Source organism: Proteus sp. G2675, from assembly GCF_963886535.1.
Classification (GTDB): Bacteria; Pseudomonadota; Gammaproteobacteria; order Enterobacterales; family Enterobacteriaceae; genus Proteus; species Proteus mirabilis.
Genome location: NZ_CAWPCB010000057.1, coordinates 35,848 through 52,214 on the forward strand (window position 1 = coordinate 35,848; position 16,367 = coordinate 52,214).

At 40.3% G+C, this 16,367-nt stretch carries 16 protein-coding genes; 11 read left to right on the forward strand and 5 right to left on the reverse strand.

What is annotated here, in order from left to right:
• Positions 1 to 199 precede the first annotated feature (199 nt).
• The 6 genes from accD to AACQ49_RS18325 all read left to right on the forward strand — a co-directional run bounded on the left by accD (position 200) and on the right by AACQ49_RS18325 (position 6,006).
• Complete coding sequence (accD, locus tag AACQ49_RS18300) at positions 200 to 1,162, forward strand: acetyl-CoA carboxylase, carboxyltransferase subunit beta (RefSeq protein WP_004243734.1); 963 nt, start codon at positions 200 to 202, stop codon at positions 1,160 to 1,162.
• Positions 1,155 to 2,453 (forward strand): bifunctional tetrahydrofolate synthase/dihydrofolate synthase, encoded by a 1,299-nt coding sequence (gene folC, locus AACQ49_RS18305; protein WP_049256224.1) that lies wholly within the window; start codon positions 1,155 to 1,157, stop codon positions 2,451 to 2,453. The genes accD and folC overlap by 8 nt, the downstream gene beginning before the upstream one ends.
• The gene (gene dedD, locus AACQ49_RS18310) at positions 2,443 to 3,081 is read left to right on the forward strand and encodes a cell division protein DedD (protein ID WP_161778825.1); all 639 of its coding nucleotides are present in this window, start codon (positions 2,443 to 2,445) and stop codon (positions 3,079 to 3,081) included. Before folC ends, dedD begins: the two co-directional genes overlap by 11 nt.
• A 182-nt stretch (positions 3,082 to 3,263) precedes the next feature.
• A complete protein-coding gene (gene cvpA, locus AACQ49_RS18315) occupies positions 3,264 to 3,755 on the forward strand; it encodes a colicin V production protein (RefSeq protein ID WP_004243731.1) in 492 nt (163 codons plus the stop codon).
• A gap of 30 nt (positions 3,756 to 3,785) precedes the next feature.
• Positions 3,786 to 5,303, forward strand: a complete 1,518-nt coding sequence (gene purF, locus AACQ49_RS18320) for an amidophosphoribosyltransferase (protein WP_004243730.1) — start codon at positions 3,786 to 3,788, stop codon at positions 5,301 to 5,303.
• A gap of 121 nt (positions 5,304 to 5,424) precedes the next feature.
• Positions 5,425 to 6,006, forward strand: a complete 582-nt coding sequence (locus AACQ49_RS18325; protein ID WP_017827869.1) for a UbiX family flavin prenyltransferase — start codon at positions 5,425 to 5,427, stop codon at positions 6,004 to 6,006.
• Positions 6,007 to 6,025: 19 nt separating this feature from the next.
• Here the strand turns inward: AACQ49_RS18325 and AACQ49_RS18330 are convergent, their stop codons facing one another.
• Positions 6,026 to 6,931 (reverse strand): TIGR01777 family oxidoreductase, encoded by a 906-nt coding sequence (locus AACQ49_RS18330; protein WP_004250688.1) that lies wholly within the window; start codon positions 6,929 to 6,931, stop codon positions 6,026 to 6,028.
• 64 nt (positions 6,932 to 6,995) lie between these two features.
• A complete protein-coding gene (locus AACQ49_RS18335) occupies positions 6,996 to 7,610 on the reverse strand; it encodes a glutathione binding-like protein (RefSeq protein WP_004248396.1) in 615 nt (204 codons plus the stop codon).
• A gap of 196 nt (positions 7,611 to 7,806) precedes the next feature.
• Here AACQ49_RS18335 and yfcD point away from each other — a divergent pair, with 196 nt between their 5' ends.
• Entirely contained in the window at positions 7,807 to 8,349 is a 543-nt protein-coding gene (gene yfcD, locus AACQ49_RS18340; protein WP_004243726.1) for an NUDIX hydrolase YfcD, read from the forward strand.
• On the opposite strand, the gene AACQ49_RS18345 is transcribed toward yfcD, so the two are convergent.
• On the reverse strand, positions 8,346 to 9,392 hold the full coding sequence (locus tag AACQ49_RS18345; RefSeq protein ID WP_004243725.1) for a LacI family DNA-binding transcriptional regulator: 1,047 nt from the start codon (positions 9,390 to 9,392) through the stop codon (positions 8,346 to 8,348). The genes yfcD and AACQ49_RS18345 overlap by 4 nt on opposite strands.
• 226 nt (positions 9,393 to 9,618) lie before the next feature.
• Here AACQ49_RS18345 and AACQ49_RS18350 point away from each other — a divergent pair, with 226 nt between their 5' ends.
• The 4 genes from AACQ49_RS18350 to alr all read left to right on the forward strand — a co-directional run bounded on the left by AACQ49_RS18350 (position 9,619) and on the right by alr (position 13,126).
• The gene (locus AACQ49_RS18350) at positions 9,619 to 10,062 is read left to right on the forward strand and encodes a PTS sugar transporter subunit IIA (RefSeq protein ID WP_004243724.1); all 444 of its coding nucleotides are present in this window, start codon (positions 9,619 to 9,621) and stop codon (positions 10,060 to 10,062) included.
• Between the two features lie 29 nt (positions 10,063 to 10,091).
• Entirely contained in the window at positions 10,092 to 10,379 is a 288-nt protein-coding gene (locus AACQ49_RS18355; RefSeq protein ID WP_012368108.1) for a PTS sugar transporter subunit IIB, read from the forward strand.
• Between the two features lie 10 nt (positions 10,380 to 10,389).
• Complete coding sequence (locus AACQ49_RS18360) at positions 10,390 to 11,646, forward strand: PTS ascorbate transporter subunit IIC (protein ID WP_004243721.1); 1,257 nt, start codon at positions 10,390 to 10,392, stop codon at positions 11,644 to 11,646.
• Positions 11,647 to 11,902: 256 nt separating this feature from the next.
• Positions 11,903 to 13,126 (forward strand): alanine racemase, encoded by a 1,224-nt coding sequence (alr, locus tag AACQ49_RS18365; protein ID WP_017627994.1) that lies wholly within the window; start codon positions 11,903 to 11,905, stop codon positions 13,124 to 13,126.
• 77 nt (positions 13,127 to 13,203) lie between these two features.
• Here the strand turns inward: alr and AACQ49_RS18370 are convergent, their stop codons facing one another.
• Together AACQ49_RS18370 and AACQ49_RS18375 are read right to left on the reverse strand one after the other, a co-directional pair.
• Positions 13,204 to 15,603 carry a membrane-bound PQQ-dependent dehydrogenase, glucose/quinate/shikimate family gene (locus AACQ49_RS18370; protein ID WP_087726456.1) on the reverse strand — a complete coding sequence of 800 codons (2,400 nt, stop codon included), beginning with the start codon at positions 15,601 to 15,603 and terminating at the stop codon, positions 13,204 to 13,206.
• A 237-nt stretch (positions 15,604 to 15,840) separates the two neighbouring features.
• Positions 15,841 to 15,984, reverse strand: a complete 144-nt coding sequence (locus tag AACQ49_RS18375) for a Hok/Gef family protein (RefSeq protein WP_004247166.1) — start codon at positions 15,982 to 15,984, stop codon at positions 15,841 to 15,843.
• Positions 15,985 to 16,367 lie beyond the last annotated feature (383 nt).

Below are 16,367 nucleotides of genomic sequence, written 5' to 3' on the forward strand. Positions count from 1 at the left end.
CAGTATATTGTGAGTTAACATGTTCACAATAATCTGCTCTAAATAATTAGGGTTGTAGCTAGGCGATAAGTGAATGCAGCACGAAAAGCACACCGACAAAGTAGGTGACTTGTGCAATTAAACGCAGTCAACATGCTGCAACTTAAAATATGACGAGTATAAACTGGCGAAGGTCAGATTCAGACGAAAAGGTCCGTTAATGAGCTGGATTGAAAAAATTCTTAATAAAAGCAATATCACGAGTTCACGTAAAGCCAATATCCCAGAAGGGGTTTGGACAAAATGTGATAGCTGTGGGCAAGTACTTTACCGCGCAGAATTAGAGCGTAATTTAGAAGTGTGCCCCAAATGTGATCATCACATGCGTATTTCAGCACGCCGTCGCTTAGAAACTTTTCTTGATACAGGAAGCACGACTGAGCTGGGCAGTGAGTTAGAGCCTAAAGATATTCTGAAATTCCGCGACTCTAAAAAATATAAAGACAGAATTGCTGCGGCTCAGAAACAAACCCATGAAAAAGATGCCCTAGTGGTGATGAAAGGTACGTTAAAAGAAATGCCTGTTGTGGCCGCATCTTTTGAATTTGCATTTATGGGCGGCTCTATGGCGTCTGTTGTGGGTGCGCGTTTTGTTCGTGCGGTTGAACAAGCATTAGAAGATAATTGTCCACTGATTTGCTTCTCTGCAAGTGGTGGTGCACGTATGCAAGAAGCATTGATGTCATTAATGCAAATGGCAAAAACCAGTGCCGCATTAGCTAAAATGCAAGAGCGTGGTTTACCTTATATCTCAGTGATGACCGATCCTACTATGGGTGGGGTTTCTGCAAGTTTAGCAATGTTAGGTGATATTAATGTTGCTGAGCCGAAAGCCTTGATTGGTTTTGCCGGTCCACGTGTTATTGAACAAACTGTACGTGAGAAATTACCCGCGGGTTTCCAACGTAGTGAATTCCTGCTAGAAAAAGGGGCGATAGATATGATAGTTCGCCGTCCTGAAATGCGTGATGAGCTAGCTGAATTACTGGCTAAGCTGACTCAGTATGATTTAGCGAAAGACGAAGATGAACTGCTAGGCGAAGAAATGATCGCTGATGACATCGAATCTTCTGACAATGAGCCAGAAATTAACATCGAAACGAATAAAAAAGAAGATGTCTAATATCATAACTGCTCCTCAAGCCACATCGCCTTTGTCGGTGTGGCTTTCTTATCTTGAACACTTACACTCAAGTGCTATTGATATGGGACTTGAGCGCGTGGGCAAGGTAGGTCAATTACTGAATGTATTACGTCCTGCCCCTAAAGTTATCACTGTATCGGGTACTAATGGTAAAGGAACCACTTGCCATATGCTCGAGTCAATTTTGATGGCTTCAGGATTGAAAGTGGGGGTTTATAGTTCACCTCATCTTGTCCGTTATACCGAGCGTGTTCGCATTCAAGGTAAAGAGCTTTCACCAGCTGAGTTTTGTCAAGTATTTGCTGAAATAGAGCAAACCAGAGGCGATATTTCGCTGACTTTTTTTGAATACGGCACACTCGCCGCATTGAAACTATTTCAACAAGCTCAGCTTGATGTGGTTATTCTTGAAGTTGGGTTAGGGGGGCGTTTAGACGCAACCAATATTGTTGATGCCGATATTGCAGCTATCACCAGTATTGCCCTTGATCATACCGATTGGCTAGGGGCTGATAGAGAGCATATTGGTCATGAAAAAGCCGGTATCTTCCGTAAAAATCACTATGCTGTTGTAGGCGAGCCAGATATGCCACTTTCTATTGCACAAGTCGCGCAGCAGAAACAGGCTAAATTATTTCGTCGTGGTGTTGATTGGTCATTTTCTATTGATGGTGATCACTGGCATTGGCGTAGTGCAGATAAGCAGTTTGAAAAACTTCCCATCCCTAATATTCCCTTAGCCAACGCAGGTACGGCAATGGCAGTAATACGCTGCTTATTGAAAACCGATGATAAAGTGAGTCAAGGGATCACCCATCAAAGTATTGTTGAGGGAATGAGTAAAGCTCAGTTGCCGGGACGTTTTCAGATAATTTCGCAGCATCCATTAGTTATTTTTGATGTTGCTCATAATCCGCATGCTGCTGGATATTTAGCCGAAAAACTGGCGCAATTACCGCGTTATTCTGATACCAAAGTGCGCATTGTTGTTGGTATGCTGGGTGATAAAGATATTGCGGGTACATTAGCGTGTTTATCCCCTCAAGCCGATCAGTGGTATGTTGCACCATTGAATGAGTTTCGTGGCGCATCAGCCCAGGTATTAGCTCAGCACCTCGACTATCCGGCAGTATTTGATAGTGTCGAGCAAGCATGGCAACAAGCAATATCTGAGGCACAAAAAAATGATATTGTGGTTGTATGTGGATCATTCCATACCGTTGCTCATGTAATGGAACTATTGGAAAAGGAGAGTGCGAGTGGCAAGTAAATTTCAAAATCGCTTAGTCGGAGCCGTTGTTCTTGTGGCGGTAGGGGTTATTTTTCTTCCTACATTATTTGACGGCGATAAGAAATATAACGAAGACCAATTTGCCTCTATTCCTTTAGTCCCCAAACCCGGTGATGAGCAAGATATTGAATCAATAGCGCCGATTGAGCAAACCACGACACCGTCAACGCCATCAGAGGGTGCTTCTGAGGCGATGATCTCTGAAGCGGTAACGGGGATTGAACAGCCTCAAGTTTCTACTCCTGAAGTATCGGAGCCTCAAGTAGCGCCATCAACACCGGTTGTTGAGCCACCTAAAGTGGTTAATCCGCCTGTGGAGCCACCAACTACTCCGCCACCGGCGGTATCAGAAACAACCGCGCCGAAAGGTGAGGCTTGGGTTGTGCAGTTAGGTGCCTTGAAAAATGCGGCGAAAGTTGAAGAAATTATTGCAAAAATGCATCTCTCCGGTTATCCAGTATATACCGTGCCTGCTCGCCCTGTTTCAGGAAAAGTGACACGTATCTATATTGGGCCTAATGCCTCAAAAGCAGAGTTACAGGCGATGTTACCTCGCCTTAAAGAGCTAACAGGCCTGCAAGGTGAAGTAAGAGCCTATAAACCATAACTATGTTGATGAGACATCAGATGAGTGAAGTAACAAGGTGTTAACTTATTGCGGCGATTATGATTTTTCATGTCGCCGTAAATTATTTTAAAATTATCGAAAATTAGGGTTACGCAAACGTTTTCGTTTTCTGTTAGAATGCTACCGTATTAATGCGGGGCATCGTTATTGGATAGAGATTTATGGTCTGGATAGATTACGCCATTATTGCCATTATCGGTTTTTCTGCATTAGTTAGCCTGATCCGTGGCTTTGTTCGTGAAGCATTATCACTTATCACCTGGGGTTGTGGTTTTTTTGTTGCAAGTCAGTTTTATCCTTATCTAGCCGTCTATTTTACTCGGTTTGAAGATGAGCTGGTTCGTAACGGGATTGCGATTGTCACACTGTTTATTGCAACGCTAATTGTCGGTGCGGTGATTAATTATGTGATTAGCTCTCTTGTTCAACGCACAGGGTTATCAGGTACAGATCGTGTGTTGGGGATCTGTTTCGGGGCTTTAAGAGGTGTGCTGATTGTATCAGCGTTACTTTTTGTCTTGGGTGCTTTTACTCCTATGGCAGACAGTGCCGATTGGCAACGTTCTGAGCTTATTCCTCAATTCAACCATATTATTAGGTGGTTCTTTGACTACCTACAAAATGCGTCAAGTTTCGTGTCGGAGAAAATGTAACCTCTCCGTCTGGCTGATGAGGATCTTTTCATGTGCGGTATTGTCGGTATCGCTGGAGTTAATCCAGTAAACCAATCGATTTATGATGCGTTAACGGTGTTACAACACCGAGGTCAAGATGCAGCAGGCATTGCAACAATTGATGAGAATAACGGTTTTCGTCTACGCAAAGCAAATGGGCTGGTGAAAGATGTCTTTGAAACGCGTCATATGTTGCGTTTAAAAGGAACTATCGGAATAGGACATGTACGTTATCCAACCGCGGGCAGTTCGAGTGCATCAGAAGCGCAACCTTTTTATGTTAACTCACCTTTTGGGATCACACTTGCACATAATGGTAATTTAACCAATGCGCATTTGCTGCGTCGTCAATTATTTGAAACTGCTCGTCGACATATCAATACCACCTCAGACTCCGAAATTTTACTCAATGTGCTAGCGTATGAATTAGATCGCTTCGATCATTTTCCGCTAGAGCCAGATAATATTTTTACCGCTGTTGCGGCTATGCATAAAAAATTACGTGGCGCTTATGCTTGCGTTGCTTTGATCATCGGCCACGGCTTATTAGCTTTTCGTGATCCTTATGGCATTCGTCCTTTAGTGTTAGGCAAACGTACTTTAGAAGATGGACGCAGTGAGTATATGGTTGCGTCTGAAAGTGTCGCTCTAGATACACTAGGATTTGAATTCTTGCGTGATGTAGCACCCGGTGAGGCTGTTTATATCACAGAGCAAGGACAACTGTTTACCCGTCAATGTGCTGAAAATCCGCAATTAGTGCCTTGTCTATTTGAGTATGTTTATTTTGCGCGTCCAGACTCTTTTATTGATAAAATTTCCGTATATAACGCCCGTCTACGTATGGGGCAAAAGCTCGGCGCTAAAATTGCTAAAGAGTGGGAAGATTTACAAATAGATGTGGTGATCCCTATTCCTGAAACTTCTTGTGATATTGCATTAGAAATTGCCCACATCTTAAATAAACCTTATCGACAAGGTTTTGTGAAGAATCGTTATGTTGGACGTACTTTTATTATGCCCGGCCAGCAAGAGCGTCGCAAATCAGTACGTCGTAAACTAAATGCCAACCGTGCAGAATTTCGCGATAAAAATGTGTTACTTATCGATGACTCTATCGTACGTGGCACAACATCAGAGCAAATTGTTGAGTTAGCGAGAGAAGCGGGGGCTAAAAAAGTTTATTTTGCCTCAGCCGCTCCAGAAGTGCGTTTCCCTAATGTTTATGGTATTGATATGCCTAATGCCAATGAATTAATTGCTCATGGGCGTGAAGTGGATGAAATACGTAAACTGATTGGTGCTGATGGACTTATTTTTCAAGATCTCTCTGATTTAATCGCTGCTGTTCAAGAAGAAAATCCAGATATCAACCAATTCGAATGCTCTGTATTTGATGGTGTCTATATCACAAAAGATATTGATCAAGGCTATTTAGATTACCTTGAAAATTTACGTCGTGATGATGAACATAAAATTCGTGATCAACATGAAGCTGAGAACTTAGAAATCTATAACGAAGGATAATTTTCCGTTAAAATAGCCACCTTTATCAAGCGTCGATGCTAGCGTAACACTACATCGGCGCTTGTTTTTTGAGGGTTAATCATCATAATGATTAACAAAGATATATATTCTGAGGATTATAATGAAAAAGCTGATTGTCGGGCTAACAGGTGCCAGTGGCGCAATTTATGGTATTCGTTTATTAGAAATACTTAAATCCGTGCCATCCGTAGAAACTCACTTGGTGATCAGTCAAGCGGCGCGTCGTACCATTTCATTAGAAACGGATTATTCTCTCAAAGATATTCATGCTTTAGCTGATATTATTTATGACGATCGAGATATAGGGGCGACTATCTCCTCAGGCTCGTTTCGGGTCAATGGTATGGTTATTTTACCTTGTTCGATTAAAAGCCTCTCCGGTATTGTACATAGCTATACTGATACGTTAGTGACACGTGCCGCTGATGTCGTGTTAAAAGAAGGACGTAAATTAGTGCTATGTGTACGCGAAACACCGTTACATTTAGGGCACTTACGTTTAATGACTCAAGCTGCAGAGCTTGGTGCCATCATTATGCCACCAGTACCTGCATTTTATTTTCAGCCTAAAACGATCGATGACATTGTTAATCAGACAGTAAATCGAGTGCTTGATCAATTTGACATTGACTTGCCGGATGATCTTTTTCAGCGTTGGCAAGGGGATAAACCTGCCCGTTGATCCCCTGTGTGACGAGTGACTATTTTTTATGGCGAATAATATCTTCTAAAGCGCCTTCCAGTTGTGGGTAACGAAAGCTGAATCCTGCATCGAGCAGTTTCTTAGGAAACGCTTGTTGCCCACCTAAAACTAATGTGGCACTTTCTCCCATCATTAATTTTAATATTGTGGCAGGAACCGTCATAAATGCAGGGCGTTTCAGTACGTGAGCTAAAGTCGTGGTAAATGCTTTATTTTGTACTGGATGAGGGGCTGTCAGATTAAAGGCGCCTTGGGTATTGTTATTATTAAGTAAAAATACGATGGCATTGACCATATCATCAATATGTATCCATGGCATATATTGCTTACCATTACCTAATTTTCCACCTAAACCTAATTTAAAAGGCGGGCTCATTTTAGGTAATGCCCCTCCTTTTGTAGAGAGTACAATACCAGTACGTAGCAAACACACCCGTGTTAATGGCGTTTGTGCATCGAGTGCAATATTTTCCCATTTGGCACAGAGTTGATGAGTAAATTCATCCTTAGGTGGCGTCTCTTCAGTGACATTATTTTCACCTTGATCACCATAAAAACCCACCGCAGAGCCAGAAATTAAAACACTAGGGGGAGAGTCGCTGGCTTTTATTAAATCCACCAGCTTTTGGGTTAATTTGCATCGACTATTAACTAACGTTTGTTTTTGCTCCGGTGTCCAGCGTTTGTCTGCAATTGGTTCTCCAGCAAGATTAATCACTGCATCAAATTGGTTTAAGTTTTCTTTATCATCTAAATGCGTCCAACACGCCATTTCATTACAGAAATGAGAGTAGACTTTCTGTGGCGAACGGGAAAGTACGGTAATATTATGTTTATCTAATGCGAGTTGGCAGATAAGTGCTCTGCCAATTAATCCGGTTCCACCTGTGATAAGTATGTTCATCACCATCCTCCTGATTACTCTATCCTAATTAAGGTTGTATCATCCTGATAGGTGAGATTAGTCACTAACCAAACAGTTTTTTGGCTGCTGGACGTTGGCTTATTGTATTTAGCCATTTTTCTACCGCAGGATAATCTGCTAGATCAATATGGTGTGTGTCATGGTAACGAGCCCAAGTATAGGTGGCTATATCAGCAATGCTATAATCGTTTCCACCAAGATAGGGAGATTGAGCGAGTCGGCTCTCTAACACCTGATATAAACGCTCGGTCTCTTTTGTATAACGATTGATTGCGTAAGGTACTTTTTCAGGGGCGTAACGCGTAAAGTGATGATTTTGTCCAAGCATAGGACCAAATCCCCCCACTTGCCAAAATAGCCACTGCAGTTGGGTCATTTTTTCTCGCAGATCATGGCTAAGTAATCTGCCACTTTTTTCTGCTAAATAGATAAGAATAGCACCTGATTCAAAAATAGAGAGTGGCTCACCACCGTCAGCGGGAGCATTATCGACAATAGCAGGAATTTTATTATTGGGTGAAATAGCTAAAAATTCGGGTTTAAATTGATCACCTTTGCCAATATCAACATGATGCAAAGTATAAGGCATGGCGACTTCTTCGAGGAAAAGCGTAATTTTTTGGCCATTCGGGGTGTTTGCATAATAAAGATCGATCATAAAAACCTCCGCAATAAGGTGATATTCAATAGCGTATATTTTACAGTCTGCCTAGTAACATCATAAAAAGCAAAAAATCGCAAGATGAATAAAGCAAATTACCTATGATTATTATAGTGGTGAAATATGGTGATTTTGGTATATTCAGGATAAAAATTACGATCGTTTAGCATCGATTAAAAAAGGTTTGTTGAGGATGGAACAAGAAAATACGGCAGTGGTCGAGTGGGTTGATATTGTTGATGAAAAAAATGAAGTTGTTGCACAAGCAACACGTCAACAAATGCGAGCAGAAAACCTACGTCACCGAGCAACTTATATTGTCGTGCACGATGGCATGGGAAAAATTTTGGCACAACGCCGTACTGAAACAAAAGATTTCTATCCAGGTTGGTTAGATGCAACCGCGGGTGGTGTAGTACAACAAGGTGAAAATGCACTCGAAAGTGCACGTCGTGAAGCAGAAGAAGAGCTAGGTATTGCCGGGGTTCCTTTTGCCGAACATGGACAATTCTATTATGACGATGAGAGTTGCCGCGTTTGGGGAAGCTTATTTAGTTGTGTATCACATGGGCCATTTGCATTACAGCCAGAAGAAATCGAGGAAGTATGCTGGCTTACTCCCTTAGAAATCACTGAACGTTGTGATGAATTTACCCCTGATTCACTTAAAGCACTCTCTCTATGGTTAACGCGAAATAATAGTACTCGCTTGGACACAAAAGAAACCACTGACTAAGGGGTACTTTGTCCGAGTTCTAAACGATAAGCATAGTTGATAACGGTATTTTCAAACATAGCGTTATCAACCTCATCACGTAAATGTTGCAATAGTGCAATTAGGTGCTTACCTGCCTCTTTACCTATTTTATGGTAATTAAAATGTATAGATGTCAGGGAAGGTGCTATTTGGGCGCTATTTTCAGAACCTTCTAAGCAGGCGATAGCGAGATCTTGGGGAATTTTAATTAATCTTCGTTGGCACTCAAACATCATTCCCAAAGCAATACTCTCATGGCTACAAATAACGGCATCTAGTTCGGGCTGACGTAATAAGATCTCTGTTAATGCTTGTCGACCATATGCCATAGAAGCGGGGTCGGGCGTAGTAACACTTTGCTCAGCATTTAAATAATTTTTTAATAAAGCACGCGACCAACCAGTAATTTGCTGGTGGTGTAAACGTTGTCCTTGTAGCGCACCAACATAGCCGACACAACGTTTACCTTGCTGAATTAAATAATGGGTTAAATCAAATGCCGCTTTTTCATAACCGCAATCAATACTTATTGCAGATTGCTCATTAGATTGACTCGCGACACTGACAACAGGCACATTGGCATTACTGATATGTAAGAACTGTACATCACTTAATTGGGAGCCAAAGGCAACTAATGCGGCAGGGTTACTCTGTAATAGCATGTTAATTACATCAGTCGCTTTATGGAGCTGATATTCATAACATCCCACTAATATTTGATAATGATGACGGCTGAGGATCTGCTGCAATGATTGCATAAAATCAGCACTGGCTTTATCAGTAAAAGAGGGCAGTAGTACAGCAATAATATGGCTTTGAGCGGAAGCTAAGGCCCCTGCTGAGGCATTAGGGATATATCCCAACTCTGCCACTGCTTGGTTAACTTTTTCTCTTAATTTATCCGACACTAATTCAGGCGTACGCAATGCGCGAGATACGGTCATTGAACCGACTCCGGCATGTTTAGCAACTTCTTGTAAAGTGACGCGACCTGTATTTCGGCGTTTACGTGTTTTTATCATCGTGATCAGATTTATTCGGCTTTATTTTTAATTCGCAGATCCTACCTGAAATTTTCTCACTCTGCAGAAACAATACAGTGTCAATTGTTGCACTTGTTCGCAATTAACATTTCATCAAAATGATAGCGCTATCACAATTACATATAATCTATCTAGATAGCGCTACCATTAGTGATTATTATCCTTAATACAGAGATCAAAAAAGCACCTTACTGAGGTTATAAATATGCTTAAAACATTATTAACACCGGATGTGGTACAAGTGATCCCACAAGTCAAAGATTGGCGTGAAGCAATTAAAATCGCCTGTCAGCCATTAATTGACAAAGGTTGTATTGAGCCTCGTTATGTTGATGCGATTTATAAATCACACGAGCAAATAGGCCCTTATTATGTATTAGGGCCAGGTATTGCTATGCCTCATGCACGTCCTGAAGAAGGGGTTAATCAGCTCTCTTTAGCATTAACTATCATCGAAAAAGGGGTGGAATTTGGTGCTGATGAAAATGATCCGGTGAAACTTTTAATTGTTTTAGCCGCAACAGATAACGATAGCCATATTAATGCCATTGTGAAATTAGCTGAACTTTTTGATAACCAAGATGATATAGACACTTTGTTGCAAGCAAAAAGTAAGGCAGAAGTATTGGCTGTTATTAATCACTATTAATTCAATTTTAAATAACCAAGGGGAATATGATGAAAATTACCGTTGTATGTGGAAATGGTTTAGGCAGTAGCTTAATGATGGAAATGAGCATCAAAAGTATTTTAAAAGATCTGGCCGTCAATGCTGATGTTGATCATGTCGATTTAGGTTCGGCAAAAGGGACACCGAGTGATATTTATGTGGGAACTCGTGATATTGCGGAACAACTTAATGCTCAAGCGGTTAATGGCAAAATTGTTTCTTTAGATAATATGATTGATAAAGTCGCGATGAAAGAGAAACTTTCGACCGCATTACGTGAATTAGGCGCGCTATAAGGAGCCTAGTATGGACTTTTTCCGCTTTCTAATGAGCGATGTGCTTTCAGAGCCTGCTATATTGGTGGGTTTAATCGCATTGATTGGTTTAATTGCTCAGAAAAAACCTGCGACAGAATGTATTAAGGGCACCGTTAAAACCATTATGGGTTTTGTTATTTTAGGTGCTGGGGCAGGTTTAGTCATTAACTCGCTTGGTGATTTCTCAACGATTTTCCAACATGCATTTGGCATTCAAGGTGTTGTACCTAATAACGAAGCCATAGTCTCTATTGCACAAAAAAGCTTTGGTAAAGAGATGGCACTGATTATGTTCTTTGCCATGTTAATCAATATATTAATTGCACGCTTAACACCGTGGAAATATATTTTCTTAACGGGTCACCACACTTTATTTATGTCGATGATGGTCGCGGTGATTTTGGCAACAGCGGGTTTAGAAGGGGCGGTATTAGTTGCAGTAGGTTCATTAGTTGTTGGGGTATCAATGGTATTTTTCCCAGCCATTGCACATCCTTATATGAAAAAGATCACCGGCTCTGATGATGTCGCATTAGGCCATTTCTCTACTATTTCCTATGTTGTATCTGGTTTTATTGGTAGTAAATTTGGCAATAAAGCGCATTCAACGGAAGAGATGAATGTACCTAAGAGTTTACTCTTTTTGCGTGATACGCCAGTTGCGATTGCTTTCACCATGGGCATAATTTTTATTATTACGTGTTTATTTGCCGGTGACACTTTTGTTCGTGAAGTTAGTGGTGGTAAAAACTGGTTTATGTTCTCCTTAATGCAATCCATCACCTTTGCGGCAGGTGTTTATATTATCCTACAAGGTGTACGTATGGTGATTGCAGAGATTGTTCCTGCATTTAAAGGCATTTCTGATAAGTTAGTTCCCAATGCAAAACCTGCGCTTGATTGTCCCGTGGTATTTCCTTATGCACCTAATGCCGTTTTAGTCGGTTTTCTGAGTAGTTTTGCAGCGGGTGTCATTGGCATGTTTATTCTTTATGCTTTAGATTGGACTGTGATTATACCTGGGGTGGTACCTCATTTCTTTGTGGGGGCAACTGCAGGCGTATTTGGTAACGCCACAGGGGGACGCCGAGGTGCTATTTTAGGTGCTTTTGCTCAAGGTTTATTGATTACTTTCTTACCCGTATTTTTATTACCTGTACTTGGTGATATTGGTATTGCCAATACCACATTTAGTGATGCAGACTTCGGTGTGATTGGTATTCTATTAGGGATTATTGTTCGTTAATACTACCGACGTTGATATTACTTATTAGTGGAATTTTAATAAATGCCCGACTTTTTAACCCGTCGGGCATTTTTTTGGTAGAAATAGTGTATTTAAATCCTCTCTCTTATTGGCATTTATGCAGAGATGAATTTTTATATTTATTATATGAATAATAATGCTATTATCCTAAGTGAATATTCACTATGTGTATATTTTTGTGCCTAATTAATTATAAAAATAGGTTTAACATCATAATCACTAAGGAAGAAAGAAGATGTCTTTAGCTATTCGATATCTTGCGTTATTACCACTTTTCGTTATTACTGCTTGCCAACAGCCTGTAAATTATAATCCACCAGCAACTCAAGTGGCTCAAGCTCAGCCTGCTATTGTCAATAATTCATGGATTGAAATTTCACGAAGCGCACTCGACTTTAATGTAAAAAAAGTCCAATCATTATTAGGTAAGCAATCCTCTCTTTGTGCAGTGTTAAAAGGAGATGCTTATGGGCATGATTTATCGTTAGTTGCCCCAATTATGATAGAAAATAATGTGCAATGTATTGGTGTAACAAATAACCAAGAATTAAAAGAAGTACGTGATTTAGGATTTAAAGGCCGTTTAATGCGAGTGCGTAATGCAACAGAACAAGAAATGGCACAGGCAACCAACTATAACGTAGAAGAGTTAATTGGTGATCTTGATATGGCAAAAAGATTAGATGCTATTGCCAAGCAACAAAATAAAGTCATTCCTATTCATTTAGCATTAAATTCAGGTGGCATGTCTCGTAATGGTTTAGAGGTCGATAATAAATCTGGGCTTGAAAAAGCAAAACAAATTTCTCAATTAGCTAACCTAAAAGTGGTTGGTATTATGTCTCATTATCCCGAAGAAGATGCTAATAAAGTAAGGGAAGATCTGGCTCGTTTTAAGCAACAATCTCAGCAAGTGTTAGAGGTGATGGGATTAGAGCGTAACAATGTCACATTACATATGGCAAATACCTTTGCGACAATTACCGTGCCTGAGTCATGGCTGGATATGGTACGTGTGGGAGGTATTTTTTATGGTGATACCATTGCGAGTACAGACTATAAACGTGTGATGACCTTTAAATCCAACATTGCTTCAATCAATTATTATCCTAAAGGTAATACGGTTGGCTATGATCGTACTTACACATTAAAACGTGACTCAGTACTAGCCAATATTCCTGTAGGTTATGCAGATGGTTACCGTCGCGTTTTTAGTAATGCGGGGCATGCGTTAATTGCTGGGCAACGCGTACCTGTTTTAGGTAAAACATCAATGAATACCGTTATGGTTGATATTACCAGTCTTAACAATATCAAACCAGGTGATGAAGTTGTATTTTTTGGCAAACAAGGTAATAGCGAAATTACCGCAGAAGAAATTGAAGATATCAGTGGTGCATTGTTTACCGAAATGTCAATTTTATGGGGAGCAACCAATCAACGGGTATTAGTTGATTAAGCTAGGTTGTGAGTGTTACCAAATAATAAAAAGGCGATTGAAAATAACAATCGCCTGATATTATTGATAACTTAAAGCTATAAATTATCAGGTAACCCATAGGCCACTAAGCTATCGCCCATTTTAGTACCAAATGAACCATGTCCGCCGGCCATAATGACCACATATTGCTTGCCTCCAATAGAGTAGGTCATTGGCGTTGCTTGTCCACCTGCGGGTAATCGTGCTTCCCATAACATTTTGCCATTCGTCACATTAAATGCTCGAATATAATTATCCTGAGAAGCAGCAACAAACATCACATTACCTGCGGTTGAGATAGCGCCTCCTAGCCCAGGAACACCAATTTTTAATGGTGGTAATTCCACTAAATTAGGCAAACTATCCCTAATGGTGCCAAATCGTTGTTGCCAAACAAGCTCATTTTTTGTTAAATCAACACCAGCAACAAGTCCCCAAGGGGGTTGTTTACAAGGTAATCCTAGTGGTGATAAGAATGGATGAATATCAACACTATAAGGTGTTCCCGTCATGGGTTGTAAACCTTGCTCTCCGTGGCCTGCGTCAATTGCTTGACTATCTTGAGGATCTTTTAAATAAAGTTTTGAGATAAAAGGCAAGGTAATAAAGTTCATTACCGCGACTTGTCTATCTTGATTAACAGAAATACCGCCCCATTCAAAAATACCGAGGTTACCAGGAAAAACAAGCGTACCGTTTTCTGATGGTGGAGTATAAATTCCCTCATAATTTAACTGATGGAAGGCGATACGACATAACAGCTGGTCTGCCATTGTGCCGCCCCACATATCTGAACCTTGCAACTTATTTTTAGGTGCTAAATTAAGTGCTGAAAAAGGCTGAGTGGGTGAGTAATGCTCACCTTGTGTTTGTGGACCATATTTGACACTGGTAGGAACGGGTTTTTCTGTTACGGGAACAATAGGTGTACCGTCTCTTCTATCAAGAACAAACACATTCCCTGTTTTCGTGACGATATAAATGGCAGGTATTGTTTCATTTTTATCAGTTTTGATATCAACCAGTGATGGTTGCGAAGGAACATCCATATCCCATAAATCATGATGGGTGGTTTGGAAATGCCACAATAGCTCGCCTGTCGACCCTTTTAGTGCTAAAACTGAATTAGCGTAACGCTCTTTTAATGGATGACGATCGCCTCCCCAAATATCGGGTGTACCTACTCCTGTCGGAATATAGACCACATCCGTTTGTGCATCATAAGCTAAAGGCGCCCATGCATTAGGGGAGTTATGAACAAATTGAGTCTCTTTACCTGGCATCGCATTGGGATCTTCTGCGCCAGTATCAAATACCCATATTAATTTTCCGCTATTAACATCATAGCCACGGATCACACCAGAAGGCTCTTGAGTTGATAAGTTATCAGTAACAGAGCCACCAATGATAATAGTATTACCGGTGACGATTGGGGGAGATGTTGGGTTATATCCACCCAAATAAGCATAAGGCATAGAAGCTAACAGATTGATTTCTCCATTCTGACCAAAATCACGGCATGCATTACCCGTTTGCGCATTAACTGCGATTAGGCGGCCATCATTGACTGGAAGAAAGACTTTTTCAGGACATTCATCTGATATGCTTGGTTGGCGAACGTCGAGGCTTTTGGCAAATTCGGCACTATTATTTTGATTATAATAGGCAACCCCTCGGCAAGTCATATGCTGGAAGCTTTTGTTATATTGCAATTTAGAATCAAAACGCCACTTCTCTTTACCTGTTGCGGGATCTAAGCTAATTAAATATTGGTGAGGTGTACATAGAAAGAGATTATCTTCAATTTTTATAGGCGTAACTTCGTTGGTTATCTCAACGGCATCATTAGCTCTTTTTTCATCACCGGTATGAAAAGTCCATTTCTCAACTAACTTATCAACATTATCACTGTTGATTTGAGTTAATGGTGAATAGCGTATTCCGGCTTGCGTTCTGCCATAAGCGGGCCAGTCATTATCATTTACTCCGATAGGAGATATAGAGTTGGTGGGTTGTTGTTGTGTAAATTGACCATTAATGGCATGAGGATCGGTTAGTGAACTACCTAATATAATGATAAGTGTAGTGGCTAATAGTGTGAATAAGCCAATTTTATTGGTACGACAAGTGTAAACATTATTATTGAGTGTGAAAGGAATAAGGAGTAAGCCTAGAATAAAGATAATATCTAAGCGAGGGGCAAGTGCCCAAAAATCAAATCCTGACTCCCAGATACTCCAGACAATCGTTATTAAAAATAGAAAGTTAAAGAGTAATAGGGTGCTTTTCCTTCGACTTAAAAAGCAAGCTGCAATAATAAGAAGCATGACACCGGTAAAGAGATAAAAAGGCGATCCTGCTAATGAAACTAAATACCCTCCGAGTACAGTAAAGTAAAGCGCCAATATTGTGAGTATGATGAATACTATCCATCGATAGAAATGTGATATTTTCATAATGCTATCGTCCTATTCTTTCTTACCATCTTATAAATAGAATAGACAATAATTTATTAGCTCACCTATTTGTCTCTAACAACCATTGCATTAATATGCATTTATGAGAAATTTTAATATAAAACACTAGCATTAGTATTGAATGTAAGTGATATGATTATTTAAAGTAGGGTGCTTGTGAACACAAGGCGCAACAACGTTGGGCGAGAAATTGTGGGGGAAAATTCCCCCACAAAGCTATTTATCGCAAGATAAATTCGCTTGAACTAGGGTGTTACCGCTGCTGATATTAAAAGAGCACAATCTTTCATGTCTCAGTAGAGTAAAACACAAAACTGTAATACATACAGTAATCAGCCCAATAAGGGCAAGCTTAGTCATTTCTCTTGACACTCCTTGTTAAAGGAGACAGAATCAAGTTGTTTGGGACTTGAGACTGCCTCGAATTTTATGTAAATAGAATTCGGGGCTTTCGTCTTTTTGGTCCTTGCAAATGCTTGAACCAAAATGATCCAAGCACCCGCCTGTATACTAACAGAAAATAGCCGTGTGTCTCTGTTTATTTTGCCAAAATAAAGCTAAAAAGATTTATTAAATCAATAGGTTATTTTGTTTTATAAGTGGGGTTTATAATGCGTTGTTTGATTTATGATCTATTTAAAAACGTCCGTGATATATATTGAACGCAAGTGATATGATTGTTTAAAGTAGGGTGCTTGTGAACACAAGGCGCAACAACGTTGGGCGAGAAATTGTGGGGGAAA